Below are 19,497 nucleotides of genomic sequence, written 5' to 3'. Positions count from 1 at the left end.
CGGATAGGCTGCTTAGAAGTAGGCTAAATGAAGTAAACTGCCGTACAGGCAGCGGCGCACTCAACTGAGTGCGCCAAACACCCCTAACAGCGGGTGCCAGTACCAGTCCTCTTCTTCCCGCAGACGAATTTCGCCGAAGCGGGCGCTCACCCAGCTCAGTTCCCACTGCTTTTCTTCCGCCAGCCGTTGGTACAAGGCGTGGTAATCCTGTTCTATCCAGGCACTGACGCCTTCTGCCATGTCCAGCGTGACGGGGCGAGCAATATCGCTTTGCTTCCAGCCACTCGGGCCATCGTCCTGCACCATGAAAACCGGTTCTTCATCGTCATCGGCGATCCACAGGTAGTACGCTTCATCTTTCGCTGATTGACGAAATGGTGTACGCCGCTGTAGTTCGCCATTCCAATGCGGGTGCGCGCGCCACCAAAAGGCAGCGGGAGGGCGTTTCAGGTCATCGAGTTTTTGATTTTTGAGGCCAAGCAGCGTTTTCCCCAACACGGCATGCTCTAACGCCACCAGTGAAAGTGGCTTTGCAAACGATGTTGGCTGCACGATACGCGGTGCGGCGCTGAGGTGGCGGTACTCTTTTTCCTGCAATAGTTGGTGGAGATCGTGTGTATCCAGACTGTCATCCTGCGACTCAAAGCCAGGTTTACAGTACGCGATGTCTTTCCCTCTAAGCGCTCGAATGTTGTGGCTAAGCAGATAGATATTGGGGGCTTTAGGCACATACTGCTTATCCTGCCGGTGGCGCAATATTCGTCCGGCAAGCTGGATCAGCGAACGCATCGAGCTAGGCTCTACAATCGCCCAGTCGTAATCATGATCGCGACCCACCTCAGCGACTGAGGTTGCCAGAACAACAAAGACGTGATGCTGTTGCGGCGAGTTTTCTATCGCCTGACGAATTTCCTCCACTTGCCACAGCGCATTGATATCGTTACGCATCAGCGCGGCATCAAGCCGCTGTTCAATGTGGGAGCGCATCGCTAGTGGGTGTTGGCTGTGATAAATGCAGTAATGAATGCAGGTATCCGGTGGAGAGGGGATAGCGATCAACTGTCGAGCGATGGCAACCAGCGGATCGATGTTTGCCATTCTGACCAACCCCAGCGAGACGGTTTTCCCGTTTTCATGCTGTTGGTGGTGCTGAGAATGTAAATCGAACATCCGTGGATGAATCGCCTGCGCGACGGCCAGATGAACATCATCTTTGTTTTTGCTGGAGCTGCTTACCGGTACGATAGTGGCGAAGCGTAGCGGGAGTTCATCTTTCGTCAGATTTTTCAGCCGTTGATGAACGAACGCATCGTGGCTGACCATGAAATCTTTCACGTCGCCATATTGCTCATGCTGACAGTCAAATTCATCAAACCAGCCACAGCACACGTTCAGTGGCGTATTTGGCGTACCGTAAGCCTGTTGCCAGGCGGCGCGGCCATCAAGATAGGCATCGAACAACGCACGGATTAACGCAGGCGGCAGCGTGGCGGACGACAGCAGCACGCGTGAGCCCAGCATTCCCGCCCAGTTAACCAGTCGACAAAGTGCAGGAAGATCCTCCAGACCAAAATCATCCGGTTCATCGAGTACTAGATCGGAGGTTAACAGCCGTAGCATTGGGGCTATTTGGTGGCCGCCGCGCAACCCTTCCGTGGCGGGCATCAGGTGATCGATGGTGGTGATCAGCACCGGTGCACTCAGTAATTGATGCAGAGTTGGGCTGCGTTCCAGCCATGCTTTTAGCCGACCATCATCCAGCGAGCCATCGTAACGAACATACTGATGTTCAGAGAACAGCGGGTCGGCGGATTCACTGCCAGTTTGCGGCGTGTTTTGTTGGCGTGCCTCATTTTCCTGCCGCATTTCATGGAGATCTTGCACCGCCTGTGAACCAATCAGCACCGCTAAGTCGTCTTCGTCTAGCTTCAAACGCTGCCGTAGTGCATCGCCGGTTTGCAGCGTCAGCGTGCGTAACCCCAATGCTACGGAGAAGCGGCAGCCGATGGATTCATCCGAGAGGCCATACATAATTCGTGCATTAGCGAACGTTTTTCCCCTGCCTGTCGATGCCATGTTTATGCCGAAGAAGCCGTGCTGCTTGCTGGCATCACGAATGGAACAGGCAAGGTCGAACGCGCGATCTTGCCAGCGAAAGCGCGGGTGCGTGCTACGTTGCCGGAACCCTTTGTGGCGAGTGATGGCGGGGAGCGTGTCACGCAGGTGCGGCAGGCTTCGCCCCAGCAGTAAGGCATTTTGCCCAACGCCGACGCAGTGTTCATCCAGCCTCTGCTTATATTCCCCAGTCTTGCGATCGGTATTGGCCCACACAGGATAAGTGATGTCCTGCCAGCCAACCGTTGCCGCTCCTGCCGAGTAGTGATGGTCTGCCAGCATTAGCGCGAGACGTGCCAGATGCACGGTCAACCGTTGCTCTAACTGGCTGAAATGCATAAATGAGGGCAGCTTCAGTGCGCGACCCGCAAATTTTCGTGCCTTCTCGCGCCAGACCGTACTGCGCAGCGGTGTCCCGTTAGGGAACTGCCAGTTTTGCTCTCGCTCGGACGGTAAACAATTGGTCTGACAATGGTTGAGTGCATTCCACTGCGGAGAAAGATGGTCGGTTAACCATGTTTCCGCATAGTCGAGCTGGGGAGGGCGGCTGTTTGGTGCAAGCTCTGTCGATTTGTTAAATACGGGCAGCCGATGGTGAGAAACAATCAGCCAAGCGATGGTTTGCGCCAGCGGCGGCAAGGTACGGAATGGACTATCGCTGAACGTCGGTTTATCCTGTTGCAGCGTCGCCAGCAGCGCGACTTCTGCTTCTGAGGTAATCGTGCTGAGCGTGGTTAGCCAGGCTTTATCGTCCTGCTCACCGACAAAGGCCTGAAAAAGTCGCAGTGATACCCATTCATGTCGATAGGGTTGGCTGCGTGGGCCTGTACCGCTTAGGCCAGCTTGAAATAGCATATTGGCTTTGCCAACATCGTGAAATAACCCAGCAATGGCGGCCAGTAGGCTGAATACTTCTGCGCTGTGCCACGGATTTTCATCTTTCGTGCGCAGAACATCCCGACTGGTGGTATTGGTGGGGACACTTCCCTGCGCATTAAAACGTCGCAGATTGCCGACGACCCACAACAGCTCGGTGTGGTTTGTGCTACGAACCCAGTGGCAGGCCACTGCCGTATTGCGACGTGCCGTTTTGCGCAGCAGCTTGCGCAGCGTGTTCAGCCCTTCCTGCGTGATGGCGGTTTGCCAACTGCGCTCGCCTTTGCGTTCAGCAAACTGATCCAGTATCCGGCGAGTTTCGACCAGCGCACGCTTATTGCATTCTGAAATCAGCAGAATGTTCATCGCGCTACCTGACTCAGTTTGCTGGCAACATCCTGCAAGCTGCCGATCATCACATCCAGCGCTTCGGATTGTTGAAATGCGGTCAGGCAGCGCTGACGAAATTCTTGCTCATCTTCGCCTTCCATCGCGGCAATAAAAGCCTGCGGCAGCACTAGCGCATCTTTAATTAAATCGGCGACGTCGAATACCAGCCCGCCACGGCGAGTTTTACCGTGTAACACCGCTAATCCGTGCGGCAGGCCCAGCACCCACGTTGAGACGGCGGCCAGCCCATAAGCCAGATAGTTGCCGTGATCGAGAAAGCGGTTCGCCAGATCGGTACCGCCGCCGCGTTTGGCGCGGGTAAAGTCACCATAGCTCACGGTATTGGCGGCCAGTTTGTACAGGGCTTTGGTCATCATCGCTTCCTGTACCAGCACGTCATTGCTGGTGCGGCAGTCTGTTAATCCTTTTTCATAACGATCCAAAAGCGCCTGAAGATGATCGGACTTAAAGGTAAAGCGCGATTCACGGAACAGACGAGAACCCAGCCAGTGCTGACGAATTTGCGCTATTCGCACTTGTTGGAAGGCGATGGCGGCGGCCAGCCTTTTCTCATCATCGAACCAAAAGCTGACCCAGTCCTGCAAATACTCGGTTGGTCGATATTCGCTCTGTGGCGATAGCCAGGATACCGCGACTTCAGCTTCATTGGCCGCAAACAGCGGCGTACCGCCGCCGCCACAAAAACCAATCATCACACCCGCTCTGGCGAACTCTCGCATGGCGGCTTGAGTTACGGAGGTACCCGTTCCCAACATCACAACACTGGTATTGGCGATGGGAATATTCCAGTACAGAGACTGGTTTCCTTCCTCCGTGACATATTCGACACGGCCACCGTTGACGAGAATGCGGCAATGTTGGAGGTAATAAACATTGGCGCGTTTGGAATGCAGAATGGTTTTTAAATCCGAAGGGCTAAAGGCGTTATCCATAATGTATTTTCTTCCGTAATAGATAATAGCCATGACGCCAGCTTAATAAATCGCAGGCTAACTATTTGATAAGGAAAAATATAATCTTCAGAAAACTGATGAAAATCAGACTATCACAGTTGCATGTGAAAGATGATGACCGCAAAAAATATTACCTAAACGCAGACCCTTTTTATTTGGCCTATTTCACAGGATTAAAAATCAATGAGTTACAGATAGGGTTAAAAAAAGGGTTTTTACGAAGAAAATGGCAATTGCTGCTAATAAAACAAATCGTTAGAGTGATCGGGCTACAGTTCACTGCCGTACAGGCAGCTTAGAAAAGTCCGTCACGAACTTCAAAACGTTTAGCCCAGTTCACTGCCGTACAGGCAGCTTAGAAAAGCCTGGAAGACATCGCCGGTCAATCGGGGCGGTTCACTGCCGTACAGGCAGCTTAGAAAATTTCCTTTTTCAGTGCATCCGTGCGGATTTTGTTCACTGCCGTACAGGCAGCTTAGAAACCGATTAGTGAATATCGGTGTCGGCACACCTCGTTCACTGCCGTACAGGCAGCTTAGAAAAGATTAATAACGTCACGTTCCCAGGCGAGGTGGTTCACTGCCGTACAGGCAGCTTAGAAAGCACATATCATCGCACGCATCCAAATGCGATGGTTCACTGCCGTACAGGCAGCTTAGAAAAGAATTTGAGCCTGATAACTGATTAATGGCGTGTTCACTGCCGTACAGGCAGCTTAGAAATGCCAATTTTTCGCCCCGCCGGGCAGCAAGCCGTTCACTGCCGTACAGGCAGCTTAGAAATACTGTGCCGGAGTGTTGTCCCTCCGTGAAATGTTCACTGCCGTACAGGCAGCTTAGAAATGGCGACACAGGAGATTGCCAGCCAGTCAGGGGTTCACTGCCGTACAGGCAGCTTAGAAAGCAGAGACTATCGATACGGTCTGGACGGATGCGTTCACTGCCGTACAGGCAGCTTAGAAATGTGTCGGATCGGCGTCGGCGTTGCCGTCAGGGTTCACTGCCGTACAGGCAGCTTAGAAACTCGGCATACGCCAGTTGGGGAATAACAGAGTGTTCACTGCCGTACAGGCAGCTTAGAAAGCGAATCGTACAGTGGCCAGCGAGCGACGGTTGTTCACTGCCGTACAGGCAGCTTAGAAACTCGGCATACGCCAGTTGGGGAATAACAGAGTGTTCACTGCCGTACAGGCAGCTTAGAAAGCGAATCGTACAGTGGCCAGCGAGCGACGGTTGTTCACTGCCGTACAGGCAGCTTAGAAAGTTTGCAGGGTCAGACCACGACACCATCGCCTGTTCACTGCCGTACAGGCAGCTTAGAAAACCCGCAATTTGACAGACGAGCAACGCAAGCTGTTCACTGCCGTACAGGCAGCTTAGAAAAGCATCACGTCGTGGGTCAAATACTGCGACAGGTTCACTGCCGTACAGGCAGCTTAGAAAATCGTTACACGGCACATAGATTGCGTCCGTAAGTTCACTGCCGTACAGGCAGCTTAGAAAGTGTGGGCCAGCCGTACAGGTGATTACAAAGAGTTCACTGCCGTACAGGCAGCTTAGAAAGGAAAGTTGATCTACACCGACGAGCCTAACGCGTTCACTGCCGTACAGGCAGCTTAGAAAAGCGTAGACGCGAACTCATGCGCGAATTGCTCGTTCACTGCCGTACAGGCAGCTTAGAAATGTTGAGCTAACTGGTAGTTGCTGCGGTCTGGGTTCACTGCCGCACAGGCAGCTTAGAAAGATCTACCAGCCTCAGACACATTAGCCCCCGCGTTCACTGCCACACAGGCAGCTTAGAAATGGCACGGATACATCCACTTCACTGACGCGCCGTTCACTGCAGTACAGGCAGCTTAGAAAAGTGTAGTGATATAGATTGGCCGGCTCATTCAGTTCACTGCCGTACAGGCAGCTTAGAAACGGTGATGAGTGCCTGATTATCTTTGCCGATCGTTCACTGCCGTACAGGCAGCTTAGAAATGAACTAACACGCCATAAGCAATATCAAGCGTGTTCACTGCCGTACAGGCAGCTTAGAAATGTCGCCATAACCACCTGTAATACAGGCTCGGGTTCACTGCCGTACAGGCAGCTTAGAAAACAGATAATTGATAGAGAGACGTCAATTAATGGTTCACTGCCGTACAGGCAGCTTAGAAAGTCACATCGTCGTCCCTTCCGAGGACTATGGAGTTCACTGCCGCACAGGCAGCTTAGAAAGTATCCAGTGACCGACGAATCAGCGCTCGACAGTTCACTGCCGCACAGGCAGCTTAGAAATGCGCATTGTGGACAAAATCGCGCGGCGTGTTGTTCACTGCCGCACAGGCAGCTTAGAAATCGATAAGGTCTGGGAGCGTATCCGAGTATCGGTTCACTGCCGTACAGGCAGCTTAGAAAGTTTACGATTCTGCTCACGTCACTAATTTCAAGTTCACTGCCGTACAGGTAGCTTAGAAACACGCGAGATCGCTGTTCAGGCCGAGGCAACCCGTTCACTGCCGTACAGGCAGCCTATTCACAGCACTCAGGCACTGCTGTCTGGTTATTATCGAGGTAGCACTGCGCCAGCGCTCAATGCGCTGTAGCTCTTAAATAACGTATTGTTGATGGCTTATTTTCGTAATATTTTCAAGTAACGGGTATCTTTGGGTGGGAATGGAAAATTGCAGATTGAATGTTATTAACATTTAAAAACCATCATTTTTCCGTTAAAGTGCACTTACAGGGAAATAGTTTGTTGACTTAAGTAAAATTCGAGGGAATGAGGCACTTGTGAAATACGATCCGGTTTTAAAAACGCTTGTTGATGATGACTATCGGTTAGAAGATCATCTTGATTTTAAAAAACAGCATGCAGATATTAACTATCAGAAATTACATGCTCAACTCAATGAAATAAATAACGATAACATTCATGCCATATTGACTGCGCAGGAAGCGACGTATTTCTTACAAACGTTATGCACACCTAATCCTAATCAATCGTGGAAAACAGCCATGTTTGGCTGTACCGATCCTGTCTCATCGTTTGCTGGGAATATTGCAGAAGCGGTGTCTGTTAGCAGAATCGTGATGGAAATTAAAGGGTTTGGGGTAACGGCAACGGAATATGTCGGGAAAAATGGCAGTAAATACATAAAATTATCTGGATATCCGGGGGTAAGAAAGTATTTAGATGCCACCAGATATTTAGTTAGTAACCAAAAAATACTAGATATAGGGATAGGTACAAAAGGAATTGAAAGTGGTATTGCGGCAGGGGCAAGATTCTGTATTTTGTTTTCAGGTGCTTATCGAGCCATTGAGTTGATGTTGAAAGATGAATACGCACTAACCGATTTTTTTGTTAATTTAACGATGGATGCTGCAAAATTAGCGATATCTATTGGAGTTGCCTGGGGTGCGAAAGCGGCAGCTACCTCGGTAATGGTAGCCACAGGAGGCAGTGTGATTATTATTGCTGGTGGTATATTTTTACTTGGGGTTGCTGTCAGTTTTTCATTACTCTGGCTAGATAATAAATATAAAATAAGTGAGACGATAATAAAAAATTTAAAATCACATAAAAAACAATATACACCATACCATCCCGATCAATTCTTTCATGCCTGGGGGAGGTACAGCCGTGGTTAAGGTAAATAGACCATTAACTGGTGCATTTGCAGTTTTTATTTTTCTATTGACATGCTTTACTGGTTGGTTTTCTTTTAATTCATATTTGGATATTTTACAGTTAAATGATACGATAGTTTTTTCATGGAGAGTCGGGTTAATGGTATTTGGTTCTCCTTTGCTATTCTATTTTTCATATTTGTTTTTTTATTCTGCAATAAATAATGAAGTGGCGAAAATAAATAATAAATTTGGAGGGGGGCTATTTATAGTAATGATAGCTGGTACTATAATTAGTTTGTTCTCATCTTTCTACATATCTTATAATTTTAGAGCTTATGGTTATGAGTTATGTCCTAAAGTATCTTGGATGGATCCCAATAAGTATGTGAAAAACATTGCTCTCTGTGATGAATGGTAAATAACAAGAATATCTAGTGGTTTTTATTTTCCTACCAAGGAAGAATCAATCGTGGTTAAGATAAATAGGCCATTAGTTGGTGCATTTGCGACGTTGGTTTTCCTCATGTCCTGCTGGGGGTGCTGGTTTTCTTTAAGTGGTATTTAGCTTTCGTTAAATTAAGTAATGTAATCATTTTTTCTTGGAAAGTTGGTGTTTTAGTATTTGCAGTGCCACTATTGTTCTATTTTTCATACTTGGCATTTCATTCCGCAATGAAAAATGAAATAGCGAGGATGAATAATAAACTAGCTAATGTATTGGCTGTTATAGCTATATTTGGCGCAGTGGTTAGTTTTTTTTTATCAATGTATATATCGTATAGTCTGGATGATAGAGGTTATTTAGTATGTCAAAAAATATCCTGGATGGGTCCCAATAAGTATGTGAAAGATATTGCTTTTTGTGATGAATGGTAATAACAAGCACAACTGATAAGATGCGCTTGTTATCAGCGGTCATAAATATTAGAGACTCATTTCCTCCCAAATGCTGTAACCCGACGTTCCTGCGATCTTATGGTTCCATGCTATGGTTTTATATTTCAGCTGGACTTTTTCATACGGCATGATGTCGTTGTTATCGATGACGTGTGGGTAGACACAGGTGACATCTACAATGCTCGCATCCGTTAAGGCAACTTCATAATAAAGCTCTAACTGCCCAGCGGAATTTACGCGATAAAAATAGAATGTCACATCTACCTTTTCATTATAAGAGATCGCCATTCCTAATAACGGGGATGATTTATCGATTGGCTTAATAAAATTAATGGGGTGATGAGAAACATTTTGATCGCGACTAATGCTGTGGTTTAAGCCTAATACTTGTATTTGGTCTTCATGACCGGCTTGATAACGATTGCCAATTGAGTCGAGCGTTGAGCAACCGGATGAGATTAAACCCTGTTTCTGACCATTAATGCTGGCGTAAATCAAATTAGCCATATCAAATCCTTATGAGAAAATTTATTAATAGACTGAATGATAATATATCGATTATCAGCGCAGAAATAATACGGCTAACGCAACGTCAAAGCAAACCCTCATAAAAGGCGGGTGTGAAATCTAACCTGCATTTATTTCTCGCCAGTTTAGCCAGATTCGCATATCAAATTCTAACTGGTGATAATCAGGATCCATATGGCAGCAGAGTTGATAGAAGGCTTTGTTGTGGTCTTTTTCTTTGAGGTGGGCGAGTTCGTGTACCACGATCATACGCAGGAAATCTTCTGGCCCGTCACGAAATAACGTCGCTATTCTGATTTCGTTGTTGGACTTTAATTTTCCGCCCTGTACGCGTGCTACAAATGTATTGGTTCCCAGCGTCCCTTTTATCGGGTTCTGTTTATTGTCGTAAAGCACCTTTGATATTGCTGGTGCATTCTTCAGATATCGCTGCTTGAGTTCAGCGACAAATTGATAGAGCGACTTATCACTCTGAATCTGATGGCGGTCAGGGTATCTTTTTTCCAGCCAGAGGCCGAGTTTACCTTGATCAACGAGCGTCTGCGCTTGTGCAACAATCGTTGGGGGGTAGCCGTTCAGGTAGCGTAATTGGGTCATGGTGTTTTTATTCGTTGGAATAATTCAGGTTAAGCACGGGTGATTGATTGGTACTTTCTCGCTAGTTCGAATTTGGAGAACCGACCGTACTGCTTTGATGGTTAGCTGGAAACATAAGCCACCGATTTAACGGAGTTTATACACTATCACGTCGATTAAATCAGTGGCTTTGTCATTTTACGGTTTACTGAATGGCGGCGAAAGCGGCAGCGACGCGTTGGACGTTGCTGTGGTTGAGTCCCGCCATACACATACGGCCGCTGGCGATCAGGTACACGCCAAATTCTTCACGCAGGCGGTCAACTTGTTCCGGGCTGAAACCCGTGTAACTGAACATACCGCGCTGGGTGAGCAGGTAGTCGACGTTGCGGTTCGGCAGTGCGTTTTTCAATGCGGAAACCAACTCCTGACGCATGCTTAGAATACGCGTGCGCATCTCTTCGACTTCCGCTTTCCAGTCGGCGTTCAACTGCACGTCGTTCAGGACTTTAGAAACCACCTGAGCGCCGAAATTTGGTGGGGAAGAGTAGTTGCGGCGTACGGTCGCTTTTAACTGACCCAATACGCGCTGCGCGCTGTCGGCATCGTCACACACCACGGAAAGGCCACCGACGCGCTCGCTATACAGTGAGAAAATCTTGGAGAACGAGTTGGCGATCAGTGCCGGAACGCCTGCGCTGGCAACGGCGCGAATTGCATACGCATCCTGCTCGATGCCGAGGCCAAAGCCCTGATAAGCGATGTCCATAAACGGAATCAGCTCACGCTGGATGATAACCTCAATGACGCGATCCCACTGTTCGGTGGTGAGATCGGAACCAGTCGGGTTATGGCAGCACGGATGCAGCAGCACAATGCTGCGTGCTGGCAGCGTTTGCAGGGTGGCGAGCATGGCATCAAATTTCACGCCCAGGCTTTCGCCATCGAAATACGGGTAGGTGTGAACCTTAAAGCCCGCGCCCTCGAAGATCGCAATATGGTTTTCCCATGTTGGATCGCTGACCCACACTTCTGACGCTGGGAAGTAGCGTTTCAGGAAATCTGCACCGACTTTCAGCGCACCGGAACCGCCCAACGTCTGGATGGTCGCGATGCGACCTGCTTCCAGCGCCGCGTGGCTTTCACCGAACAACAAATGCTGGATAGCCGTGCGGTAAGGCTGTAACCCTTCCATCGGCAGATAGGAATTCGCGCTCTGAGCAGGCTGCCGCAGGCTGCTTTCCGCTGCGCTGACGGATCGCAACTGAGGGATAATATTCTGCTCGTTGTAGTACAGCCCGATACTCAAATTGATCTTATCTGCTCTTGGATCCTGTTTGAATTTTTCCATCAGAGACAGGATAGGATCTCCGGCATAGGTATCAACGTTTTGAAACACAGTGTAGCTCTCCTGAGTGTGTCATTTTTATGGGTACCGCACCCCGACGATGATGGGGGACAATCAGGCCGCGTAACGGCCAGGGCGATGATTCATCGCGATAATCAGGTTCAGAATGGTTGCCCCCAGAATCGAAGCAATCAACATCGGTATGCTTACCACGAACAGGGAAGTCAGCACAATCACAACGTCAACGCCCATCTGGAGTTTCCCCGCCCGCAGGCCATATTTGTCCTGAAGGTAAAGCGCCAGAATGTTAACGCCGCCGAGGCTGGCTTTATGGCGGAACAGCACAACGAAGCCTATTCCGGTGATGATATTACCGAACAGCGTGGCGTAGAACGGGTTGAGCTGATCGAAATGAATGAACAGCGGATGCAGATCGGAAAACAGAGAAACCAGCCCGACAGCGCTGAACGTTTTCACCGTGAATTTCCACCCCATACGTCGTACGGCCAAATAATAGAAGGGCAGATTCAGCAGGAAAAACGCGACGCCAAATGAAACGTTTGTCAGATAATGGACAAGAAAAGCGATGCCTGCGGTGCCACCGGTGAGCGTGCCAGCCTGACGCAGCAGGATGATGCCAAATGACACCATCAGCGTGCCGATCAGTATTGCCAGAACATCTTCCAGCAACGTATGTGATATTTTTTGTGTGGGAATAACGTTATCCATGGTGAGCACTCGATAGACTGACTGTCGTAAAAACATGTGCTTACCCAAGCAAGAATCACACCAGATGATACCGCTTAGCGGCTGGTTTGCGCGAAAGACCTACGGTAATAAGAGCAACGTATTGAATTATATCGATGAAAGTAACGCATGATTCGTGCGATTTTAATAAAAAAATGGCTGAGTCGTGCGGTAAGTTATGATTTTTTGCGTGAGTTGCTCGTTTTTCTGCACCAAATAGACGCGATTGCCCCAATTCAGGGCAACGCAGGCGGTTCTGGCGTGATCAAACCGTTCTCTTTAAGGCGGTTCAATACCACTGAGGTTTTCAGATGTGCGACGCTCTTGTTCTGCGACAGAATCTGACTAATCAGCGTGCTGAGTCCGGGCAGATCCGCGACGGCGACTTTTAACAGATAATCGGCATCGCCCGTGGTTTTATAGGCGTCAATAATCGCATCCACTTCCCCCAGCATTTGGTGAAAGCGTTCAACGTATTCGCTGGTGTGGTTGATCAACCGGACTTCAATTAACCCCAGACATTCCAATCCAACGGCATTCGGTGACAGGCGAGCATGGTAGCCAAGAATGAGCTGTGCCTGTTCCAGCGCGATGCGGCGGCGTGAGCATTGCGAGGCGGAAAGACCGACCAGTTCGCTCAATTCCTGATTAGTCAGGCGACCGTTGGTCTGTAGCAGCGTCAGGATTTTCAGATCGAAATCATCAATGTTGTACATCGCGTTCCTTAAACCATGTCAGTAGTCAGTCAAACAGACTACCAGCTTTTTAAGCCGCGTTGCCTATGAGTTTTTTATCGCTGCTATATGTTACAAACAGCTATATTCAAATTAGTTTGTATCTGTCAGGAATTGGAGTTTATCGAGCATTTTACCGTTTCTAATGCTTGAAGCTGAGTTAGCCTTGCCTGCGCTTTTTTACGAGCTTCTCCTTTAGCCATACCGTTACCTATTCCGAAATCACCAAGAACGCCAAGCACTGTTCTACCATCAAACTCTCCTGTGGATTCGATCTCGTTTTGGATGCTGCGGGTTTTAGCGATTTCTTGTTTTATAGCCTTGCAATCAAAAATCCCTGATTCTTCTCCTGTTACGGTTGCTGCTTGGGGATATTGTTTTGTCGCACAACCAGCCAGAGCTATTATTCCAAATGTCAGCACGATCATCTTTTTCATTATTTATTCCTACTTATTTTCTGTCATTAAAATGGGAAGTATCTTGGAGCTGAATCATAGTCATTTAAGAGCCAAAAATGCTTAGCTTAGAGTAATCTGAAGAGTAAAAATAAGAGACGCTTTACCTAGGTAGTGGACTAATGTTTGGGGATATTTTATACCATCACTCCACAATGATCCGCTCGTCACTCTCTCCCAAACATACCGTTAACAGCTGTCCGCTGGGGCTAAAGGCGCAGTAGGGTAGAGGTTCACGCAGATAGAGGTACAGCGGAAGTGCCAGGTAAAGCGCGATCAGCACGAATGCGGTGATTGTTTTTGTGGAGATCGTTTTTGTGGCAACTGTTTTGGTCTGCGTTGAGCGAGGATCTATCGGGTCGTGCTGAGCGTGCCGGTACTTCACGACGCCGATAGTGGTCATCGCTACGCCTACCAGCATGGAAACATACAGTTCGCCAGTCGTCGGAGAAAGTATCAGCTCCTCATTTTCATAGGCCTGCCAGTATTGAATGCGCCACAGGACGCTGATACCGATTTGCACTAGCCCGGCGAGTATCCAGGCAATGCGCCATCCCGAGAGCTGAAAGAGCGCCAGAAAGCAGAATCCTGATGCAGCACAAGACCAGTAGATCAGATCGAATATCGCACCGAACATACCGCCAAACAGCGTGCCGCCGACATCCGTAGGTTTCAGGGTATAGAAGTTAATGAGGGCAAACAGCGTCAGGATAGCGGATACGGCAAGCCAGCTTGCCGCATAGTAGACAACCAGCCTGAAAGTTGGCAAGCCACTGGCTTGCCGAGAAAACCCCATCAGTCCGTTTTTACTCACCGTCGACGTATTCCAACGCCGTGCGCTGTGTTAAGCGGGTGATCAGCTCGTAGGCGCTGGCACCCGTGTGTGCAGCAATACGTTCAACCGATAGCGTTGGCCCCCAAAGGATGACTTCATCGCCGACCTTATCCTGCGCATCAGGCCCTAAATCAACGGTAATCATATCCATCGATACGCGGCCGGAAAGCGGTACTTCGCGACCGTTGATGAGCACGGGCGTACCCGCAGGCGCACAACGCGGATAGCCATCGCCGTAACCTACGGCCACGACGCCCAGACGCGTATCGCGCGGGCTGGTCCAGGTGCCGCCGTAGCCGACAGCTTCACCCGCTTTGTGTTCACGAACCGCAATCAGGTGAGACGTAAAGGTCATGGCAGGTTGGAAGCCGAAATGCGCGGCGTCTTCGTTATCCAGCGGCGACACGCCATAGAGGATAATGCCGGGACGGACGCGATCGCGGTGCGCTTGCGGCCACAGTAGAATTCCACCGGAAGCCGCGATGGACTGTGCGCCGGGTTTACCTTGTGTAAAGGCATCGAAGCAGGCCAGTTGACGTTCGGTGGTTCCGGCCTCAGGTTCATCAGCCCGGCAAAAGTGGCTCATGATATTGACGGGCTGCACCACATTGCGACATTCGGTCAGGCGCTGCCAAAACGCGTCTGCATGTTCTGGCAGAACACCAAGACGGTGCATGCCAGTATCGAGCTTCATCCACACGCGTATCGGCTGCGGCAGTGTGGACTGCTCCAGCGCGGCAAGCTGCTCGGGGCTGTGAACGGCGGTTTCTAGCTGATGTTCTACCAGAAGCGGAAGATCGTCGGCGGAGAAAAAGCCTTCCAGCAGGACGATAGGCTTGGTGATGCCTGCAGCACGCAGCGCCAGCGCTTCGGAGAGTCGCGCAACGCCGTAACAGTCAGCGTCGCAGAAGGTATGAGCGGATTCGATCATGCCGTGGCCGTAGGCGTTGGCTTTCACGACGGCAACGATCTGGCTGCCAGGCGCTAACTGGCGGATTCGTTGCAGGTTGTGGCGTAACGCACGCCGGCTAATGACGGCAGTTGCCGTTTTCATTCTTGTTCCTTAGTGCAGTGTTGTCATTGCTGAGCGCTGCGTTATTCATCGTCATATTGTGGGCCGGCATAGTTATCAAAGCGCGACCACTGCCCGTTAAAGGTTAAACGAACGGAACCAATCGGGCCGTTACGCTGTTTCCCCAGAATGATTTCAGCGATGCCTTTCAGGTCGCTGTTCTCGTGATAAACCTCATCACGGTAGATAAACATAATCAGGTCGGCGTCCTGCTCGATGGAGCCGGATTCACGCAGATCCGAGTTGACCGGACGCTTATCGGCGCGCTGTTCCAGACTACGGTTAAGCTGCGACAAGGCGACGACAGGAACCTGCAATTCTTTTGCCAGCGCTTTGAGCGAGCGAGATATTTCTGCGATTTCCAGCGTACGGTTATCCGACAGTGACGGCACACGCATCAATTGCAGGTAGTCGATCATGATCATGCTCAGGCCATCATGTTCACGGAACACGCGGCGGGCGCGGGAACGAACGTCGGTTGGCGTCAGGCCGGAGGAGTCATCAATGTACATGTTGCGCTTTTCCAGCAGGATCCCCATGGTACTGGAAATACGCGCCCAGTCTTCATCGTCCAACTGACCCGTACGGATGCGGGTCTGATCCACGCGAGACAGAGACGCGAGCATACGCATCATGATCTGTTCGCCGGGCATTTCCAGACTAAATATCAACACAGGCTTTTCTTGGGTCATGGCAGCATGTTCACACAGGTTCATCGCAAAGGTGGTTTTCCCCATTGATGGACGCGCTGCCACGATGATTAAGTCAGATTTCTGCAAACCGGCGGTTTTTTTGTTGAGATCCTGATAGCCCGTATCCACACCTGTAACACCATCGTGTGGCTTCTGGTAAAGCTGCTCGATACGGGAAACGGTATCTTCCAGAATACGGTCGATGCTTTTTGGGCCTTGATCTTTGCTAGCGCGGTTTTCGGCGATCTGGAATACGCGGGATTCCGCCAGATCGAGTAGATCCTCGCTGCTGCGACCTTGCGGATCGTAGCCCGCATCGGCGATCTCATTGGCGACGGAGATCATTTCACGCACTACGGCGCGCTCACGCACGATGTCAGCGTAGGCACCAATGTTGGCGGCGCTCGGCGTGTTTTTTGCCAGTTCAGCCAGATAAGCGAAGCCACCGGCAGATTCCAATGAGCCTTGCAGTTCGAGTGATTCGGATAACGTAATCAGGTCGATCGGTTTGCTCATTTCCAGCAAACGATGCATTTCGGTGAAGATCAGGCGGTGGGCGCGGTTATAGAAGTCGTTAGCGACAACACGCTCAGCGACATTATCCCAACGTTCATTGTCGAGCATCAGGCCACCCAATACCGATTGCTCCGCTTCCAGCGAATGTGGCGGAAGTTTCAGACCTTCCATCTGGCGGTCACGAGGCTCATTCGATTTATTGGTGGGTCTTTTCTCTGCCATGAAACGGATTCTTTACCGGTTGATTTGCCATTGGATAAGGGGGCATTGTATATGCCGCACGTCCGAAATAACACAATATACCCGTCATACTTCAAGTTGCATGTGCGTTGGCTACGTTTAGTCGCCTAGGGTATATGTGTTATAGAGAGACGATGAACCTGTCACGATTAAGGAGATAACATGGCAAAACGCATTCAGTTCCGAGCTTATGGTGGCCCAGAGGTTCTGCAATATGGGGATTTCACGCCTGCCGAACCCGCAGCGGGAGAGGTTCAGGTGGAGAATCACGCCATCGGCATTAATTTTATCGATACCTATATTCGCAGCGGCTTGTATCCCGTACCCGATTTGCCTTCCGGATTGGGAACTGAGGCGGCAGGCGTCGTAACGAAAGTCGGCGCGGGTGTTAGCGTGCTGAAAGTCGGCGATCGCGTCGTGTATGCGCAGTCTGGGCTAGGGGCGTATAGCGAGGTGCACAACGTGGTGGCGGAGAAGGTTGCGTTGCTGCCGGACGCTATCAGCTTTGAGCAGGCAGCGGCCTCTTTCCTGAAAGGGCTGACGGTTTACTATCTGCTGCGCCAGACGTATGAGATAAAACCAAATGAAGTCTTCTTGTTCCATGCTGCTGCGGGCGGCGTTGGGTTGATTGCCTGCCAGTGGGCGAAGGCGCTGGGGGCGAAGCTGATCGGGACGGTAGGTTCCGATGAGAAAGCGGAGCGTGCAAAACAGGCGGGCGCTTGGGCAACCATTAATTATCGTACCGAGAATATCGCGCAACGCGTCGCAGAACTGACCGATGGCCAGAAGGTGGCGGTCGTGTATGACTCGGTCGGGAAAGATACCTGGGAAGCCTCTCTCGACAGCCTGCGCCGTCGCGGATTGATGGTCAGTTTCGGTAATGCATCTGGGCCGGTGACCGGTATCAATCTGGGCATTTTGAACCAGAAAGGGTCGCTGTACGTGACCCGTCCTTCACTGTTTGGTTATGTGACAAACCGCGCTGAACTGGAGCAGGCCAGCAACGAACTGTTCTCATTAATTGCCAGCGGGGCGATTACTGTAGACGTGCCGCAGAATCAGACATTCGCACTGGCAGATGCACAAGCTGCCCACCGGGCGCTGGAAAGTCGCGGTACGCAGGGTTCATGCCTGTTGATTCCGGGCTAATGACTTAGGAAGGTTATCGTGCGTGTCGCGGTAACCTTGCCTTTCCTCGTTTGGCCGTGCTTCGGTTTATTTGCCGCATCCTTCCGTAGAAGAAAAGACCGCTGTCCGTAGTCTTACTTATTAACAAAAAAACCAAATCAACATGTTTGTTTTTTAAACACCTCTCTGTAGGATTTGACGAAAAAATAGGCTCCGACGTTCATCCAAATTCTCTGTTTTGCTTGTTGTCTGCATTTCTATACCTCTTCGCTATCTCGATTGTTGTTTTCACAGGTGATGTATTCATCTGCTTTTGAACATACATAAAGAAGGATGCGAATATGAGATCTATCAAACGCCTGCCAATGCCCCCAACCCGAGGTGTTCTCGGGCATGTTGATTACTTAAAACGAAGTGACATCCACTTACAGATGCTGCGGTGGAAAGCGCAATATGGCTGTTTTTTCCGATTAAGGCTGGGGCTTAGTTCAGCGGTAGTGATTGCCGACACGGAATGGATTCGCACCATAATGAAATCCCGTCCCGACGAGTTTCGGCGCATCAGCAGCATTGAATCTGTTTTTCAGGAAGCCGGGTTAAACGGGGTTTTCTCATCTGAAGGGGAACGGTGGGAACTCCAACGAAAACTGACGGAGCCGATGTTTCAGCCCGCCCATCTAAAGTATTTTTACTCCAGCCTCAGGAAGGTTACGTCTCGATTATCTGAGCGTTTTACGATGCTGGCTGAAGCTGGAGAAGCGATTGCTCTGGTAGATGAATTTAAGCGCTATACGGTTGATATCACGTCATTATTGGCTTTTGGCGAAGACGTTAATACCCTCGAACAAGGCGATAACCCGCTATCGCAAAGCTTACGTCACTTATTTCCCATCATTCATGAGCGCTGCGAGTCCCCAATACCCGTATGGCGCTACATCCGGAGGGCGCGAGATAAGCAGTTTGATGCAAGTCTGAACCTGATTCGCGAATATGTTGATGGATTTATTTCTCGCCAGCGGCAACGCATCCAACTGAACCCGCAGTTACTGGAGGCGCCTGAAAATATGCTGCAAGTGATGCTCGCTGAGCAGCAAAAAGACGGGACGCTGAAAGACGACGATATTGTGGCGAATGCGATTACGCTGCTTATTGCAGGGGAGGACACGACGGCGAATACGCTTACCTGGATGAGTTTTTTACTTTGCTCGGCGCCTTCGGTAGAAGAGTGCGTTTTTCAGGAGTGTAAAGAGGCGGCTGAGGGGGTTGGGGCGATCCTTCCGTGGCCGCTGCCGCGTATGGCCTGGCTTACTGCGGTGATGTATGAATCGATGCGGCTTAAGCCCGTCGCGCCGTTGCTGTACCTTGAGCCAACCAGAGACACCGTCATTGATGATTTCCTGATCAAAAAGGGCACGCCTCTACTGCTAATGCTGAATGCGAGCGGATTCAATGACGAGCTATTTCAGCAGCCCTATGATTTCATGCCTGAGCGGTGGCTTGAGCGCGGAAAGGCGGCTTTTTCCGATCTCCAGCCCTTTGGCGGCGGGCCGCGTATGTGCCCCGGACGGTCGCTGGCATTAATGGAGATCAAACTGGGTTTTCACGCGCTGTGTAGCGGGTTTCACGTAGAGGCACTGCAGGTTGCGTCGGCAGTCACCGAGAGCTTTGCTTTTACGGTGACGCCATCAGGTTTTCGCGTGAAGCTACATAAACGCGAGCTGCAACAGTAGTGAGGCTGGTGTGGTGTGAGTCTG

At 50.2% G+C, this 19,497-nt stretch carries 15 protein-coding genes, 1 pseudogene and 1 CRISPR repeat array; of the genes and pseudogenes, 5 read left to right on the top strand and 11 right to left on the bottom strand.

The genetic code is table 11. From position 1 onward, the window contains the following. Positions 1-60: 60 nt before the first annotated feature. Both cas3f and cas1f read right to left on the bottom strand, forming a co-directional pair. Positions 61-3,357 carry a type I-F CRISPR-associated helicase Cas3 gene (gene cas3f / locus DCX48_09340; GenBank protein QXE14683.1) on the bottom strand — a complete coding sequence of 1,099 codons (3,297 nt, stop codon included), beginning with the start codon at positions 3,355-3,357 and terminating at the stop codon, positions 61-63. Beyond that, positions 3,354-4,334, bottom strand: coding sequence for a type I-F CRISPR-associated endonuclease Cas1 (gene cas1f / locus DCX48_09335; protein QXE17202.1), 981 nt, complete (start codon positions 4,332-4,334; stop codon positions 3,354-3,356). The genes cas3f and cas1f overlap by 4 nt, the downstream gene beginning before the upstream one ends. A 295-nt stretch (positions 4,335-4,629) precedes the next feature. Further along, positions 4,630-6,878: direct repeats of the CRISPR family, unit length 28 nt; unit sequence GTTCACTGCCGTACAGGCAGCTTAGAAA. A 254-nt stretch (positions 6,879-7,132) separates the two neighbouring features. On the opposite strand from cas1f, the gene DCX48_09330 reads away from it, so the two are divergent. The 3 genes and pseudogenes from DCX48_09330 to DCX48_09320 all read left to right on the top strand — a co-directional run bounded on the left by DCX48_09330 (position 7,133) and on the right by DCX48_09320 (position 8,851). Beyond that, entirely contained in the window at positions 7,133-7,993 is an 861-nt protein-coding gene (locus DCX48_09330; GenBank protein QXE14682.1) for a hypothetical protein, read from the top strand. Next, complete coding sequence (locus DCX48_09325; protein QXE14681.1) at positions 7,986-8,393, top strand: DUF1240 domain-containing protein; 408 nt, start codon at positions 7,986-7,988, stop codon at positions 8,391-8,393. Before DCX48_09330 ends, DCX48_09325 begins: the two co-directional genes overlap by 8 nt. 51 nt (positions 8,394-8,444) lie before the next feature. After that, a pseudogene (locus tag DCX48_09320) lies at positions 8,445-8,851 on the top strand (DUF1240 domain-containing protein). Positions 8,852-8,899: 48 nt separating this feature from the next. Here DCX48_09320 and DCX48_09315 read toward each other — a convergent pair. From DCX48_09315 to dnaB, 9 genes are all read right to left on the bottom strand, one after another. After that, positions 8,900-9,379, bottom strand: a complete 480-nt coding sequence (locus tag DCX48_09315; protein ID QXE14680.1) for an Hcp family type VI secretion system effector — start codon at positions 9,377-9,379, stop codon at positions 8,900-8,902. A 120-nt stretch (positions 9,380-9,499) separates the two neighbouring features. Beyond that, positions 9,500-9,997, bottom strand: coding sequence for a M48 family peptidase (locus DCX48_09310; GenBank protein QXE14679.1), 498 nt, complete (start codon positions 9,995-9,997; stop codon positions 9,500-9,502). A 184-nt stretch (positions 9,998-10,181) separates the two neighbouring features. After that, positions 10,182-11,375 (bottom strand): aspartate/tyrosine/aromatic aminotransferase, encoded by a 1,194-nt coding sequence (locus DCX48_09305; GenBank protein ID QXE14678.1) that lies wholly within the window; start codon positions 11,373-11,375, stop codon positions 10,182-10,184. 63 nt (positions 11,376-11,438) lie between these two features. Continuing rightward, positions 11,439-12,053, bottom strand: a complete 615-nt coding sequence (locus tag DCX48_09300; protein ID QXE14677.1) for a YitT family protein — start codon at positions 12,051-12,053, stop codon at positions 11,439-11,441. A 254-nt stretch (positions 12,054-12,307) separates the two neighbouring features. After that, positions 12,308-12,787, bottom strand: a complete 480-nt coding sequence (locus DCX48_09295) for an Lrp/AsnC family transcriptional regulator (GenBank protein QXE14676.1) — start codon at positions 12,785-12,787, stop codon at positions 12,308-12,310. 125 nt (positions 12,788-12,912) lie between these two features. Continuing rightward, positions 12,913-13,242, bottom strand: coding sequence for a hypothetical protein (locus DCX48_09290; protein ID QXE14675.1), 330 nt, complete (start codon positions 13,240-13,242; stop codon positions 12,913-12,915). 163 nt (positions 13,243-13,405) lie between these two features. Next, positions 13,406-14,074 (bottom strand): hypothetical protein, encoded by a 669-nt coding sequence (locus DCX48_09285; protein ID QXE14674.1) that lies wholly within the window; start codon positions 14,072-14,074, stop codon positions 13,406-13,408. After that, on the bottom strand, positions 14,067-15,149 hold the full coding sequence (gene alr, locus DCX48_09280) for an alanine racemase (GenBank protein ID QXE14673.1): 1,083 nt from the start codon (positions 15,147-15,149) through the stop codon (positions 14,067-14,069). The genes DCX48_09285 and alr overlap by 8 nt, the downstream gene beginning before the upstream one ends. Positions 15,150-15,190: 41 nt before the next feature. Continuing rightward, on the bottom strand, positions 15,191-16,597 hold the full coding sequence (gene dnaB / locus DCX48_09275; GenBank protein QXE14672.1) for a replicative DNA helicase DnaB: 1,407 nt from the start codon (positions 16,595-16,597) through the stop codon (positions 15,191-15,193). Between the two features lie 180 nt (positions 16,598-16,777). Here dnaB and DCX48_09270 point away from each other — a divergent pair, with 180 nt between their 5' ends. Continuing rightward, a complete protein-coding gene (locus tag DCX48_09270) occupies positions 16,778-17,764 on the top strand; it encodes a quinone oxidoreductase (protein ID QXE14671.1) in 987 nt (328 codons plus the stop codon). A 320-nt stretch (positions 17,765-18,084) separates the two neighbouring features. Then, the gene (locus tag DCX48_09265; protein ID QXE14670.1) at positions 18,085-19,473 is read left to right on the top strand and encodes a cytochrome P450; all 1,389 of its coding nucleotides are present in this window, start codon (positions 18,085-18,087) and stop codon (positions 19,471-19,473) included. The last annotated feature ends 24 nt before the right edge of the window (positions 19,474-19,497 follow it).

It is taken from the genome of Pectobacterium atrosepticum (genome assembly GCA_019056595.1).
GTDB classification, from domain to species: domain Bacteria; phylum Pseudomonadota; class Gammaproteobacteria; order Enterobacterales; family Enterobacteriaceae; genus Pectobacterium; species Pectobacterium atrosepticum.
This window is presented reverse-complemented; position numbering and strand designations above follow the sequence as displayed.

Excerpts from the sequence above, each read along its gene's own strand:
- DCX48_09300 (QXE14677.1), bottom strand. The coding sequence starts at position 12,053 with ATGGATAACGTTATTCCCACACAAAAAATATCACATACGTTGCTGGAA.
- DCX48_09290 (QXE14675.1), bottom strand. The coding sequence starts at position 13,242 with ATGAAAAAGATGATCGTGCTGACATTTGGAATAATAGCTCTGGCTGGT.
- DCX48_09270 (QXE14671.1), top strand. The coding sequence starts at position 16,778 with ATGGCAAAACGCATTCAGTTCCGAGCTTATGGTGGCCCAGAGGTTCTG.
- cas3f (QXE14683.1), bottom strand. The coding sequence starts at position 3,357 with ATGAACATTCTGCTGATTTCAGAATGCAATAAGCGTGCGCTGGTCGAA.
- cas1f (QXE17202.1), bottom strand. The coding sequence starts at position 4,334 with ATGGATAACGCCTTTAGCCCTTCGGATTTAAAAACCATTCTGCATTCC.
- DCX48_09310 (QXE14679.1), bottom strand. The coding sequence starts at position 9,997 with ATGACCCAATTACGCTACCTGAACGGCTACCCCCCAACGATTGTTGCA.
- DCX48_09315 (QXE14680.1), bottom strand. The coding sequence starts at position 9,379 with ATGGCTAATTTGATTTACGCCAGCATTAATGGTCAGAAACAGGGTTTA.
- dnaB (QXE14672.1), bottom strand. The coding sequence starts at position 16,597 with ATGGCAGAGAAAAGACCCACCAATAAATCGAATGAGCCTCGTGACCGC.
- DCX48_09265 (QXE14670.1), top strand. The coding sequence starts at position 18,085 with ATGAGATCTATCAAACGCCTGCCAATGCCCCCAACCCGAGGTGTTCTC.
- DCX48_09295 (QXE14676.1), bottom strand. The coding sequence starts at position 12,787 with ATGTACAACATTGATGATTTCGATCTGAAAATCCTGACGCTGCTACAG.
- alr (QXE14673.1), bottom strand. The coding sequence starts at position 15,149 with ATGAAAACGGCAACTGCCGTCATTAGCCGGCGTGCGTTACGCCACAAC.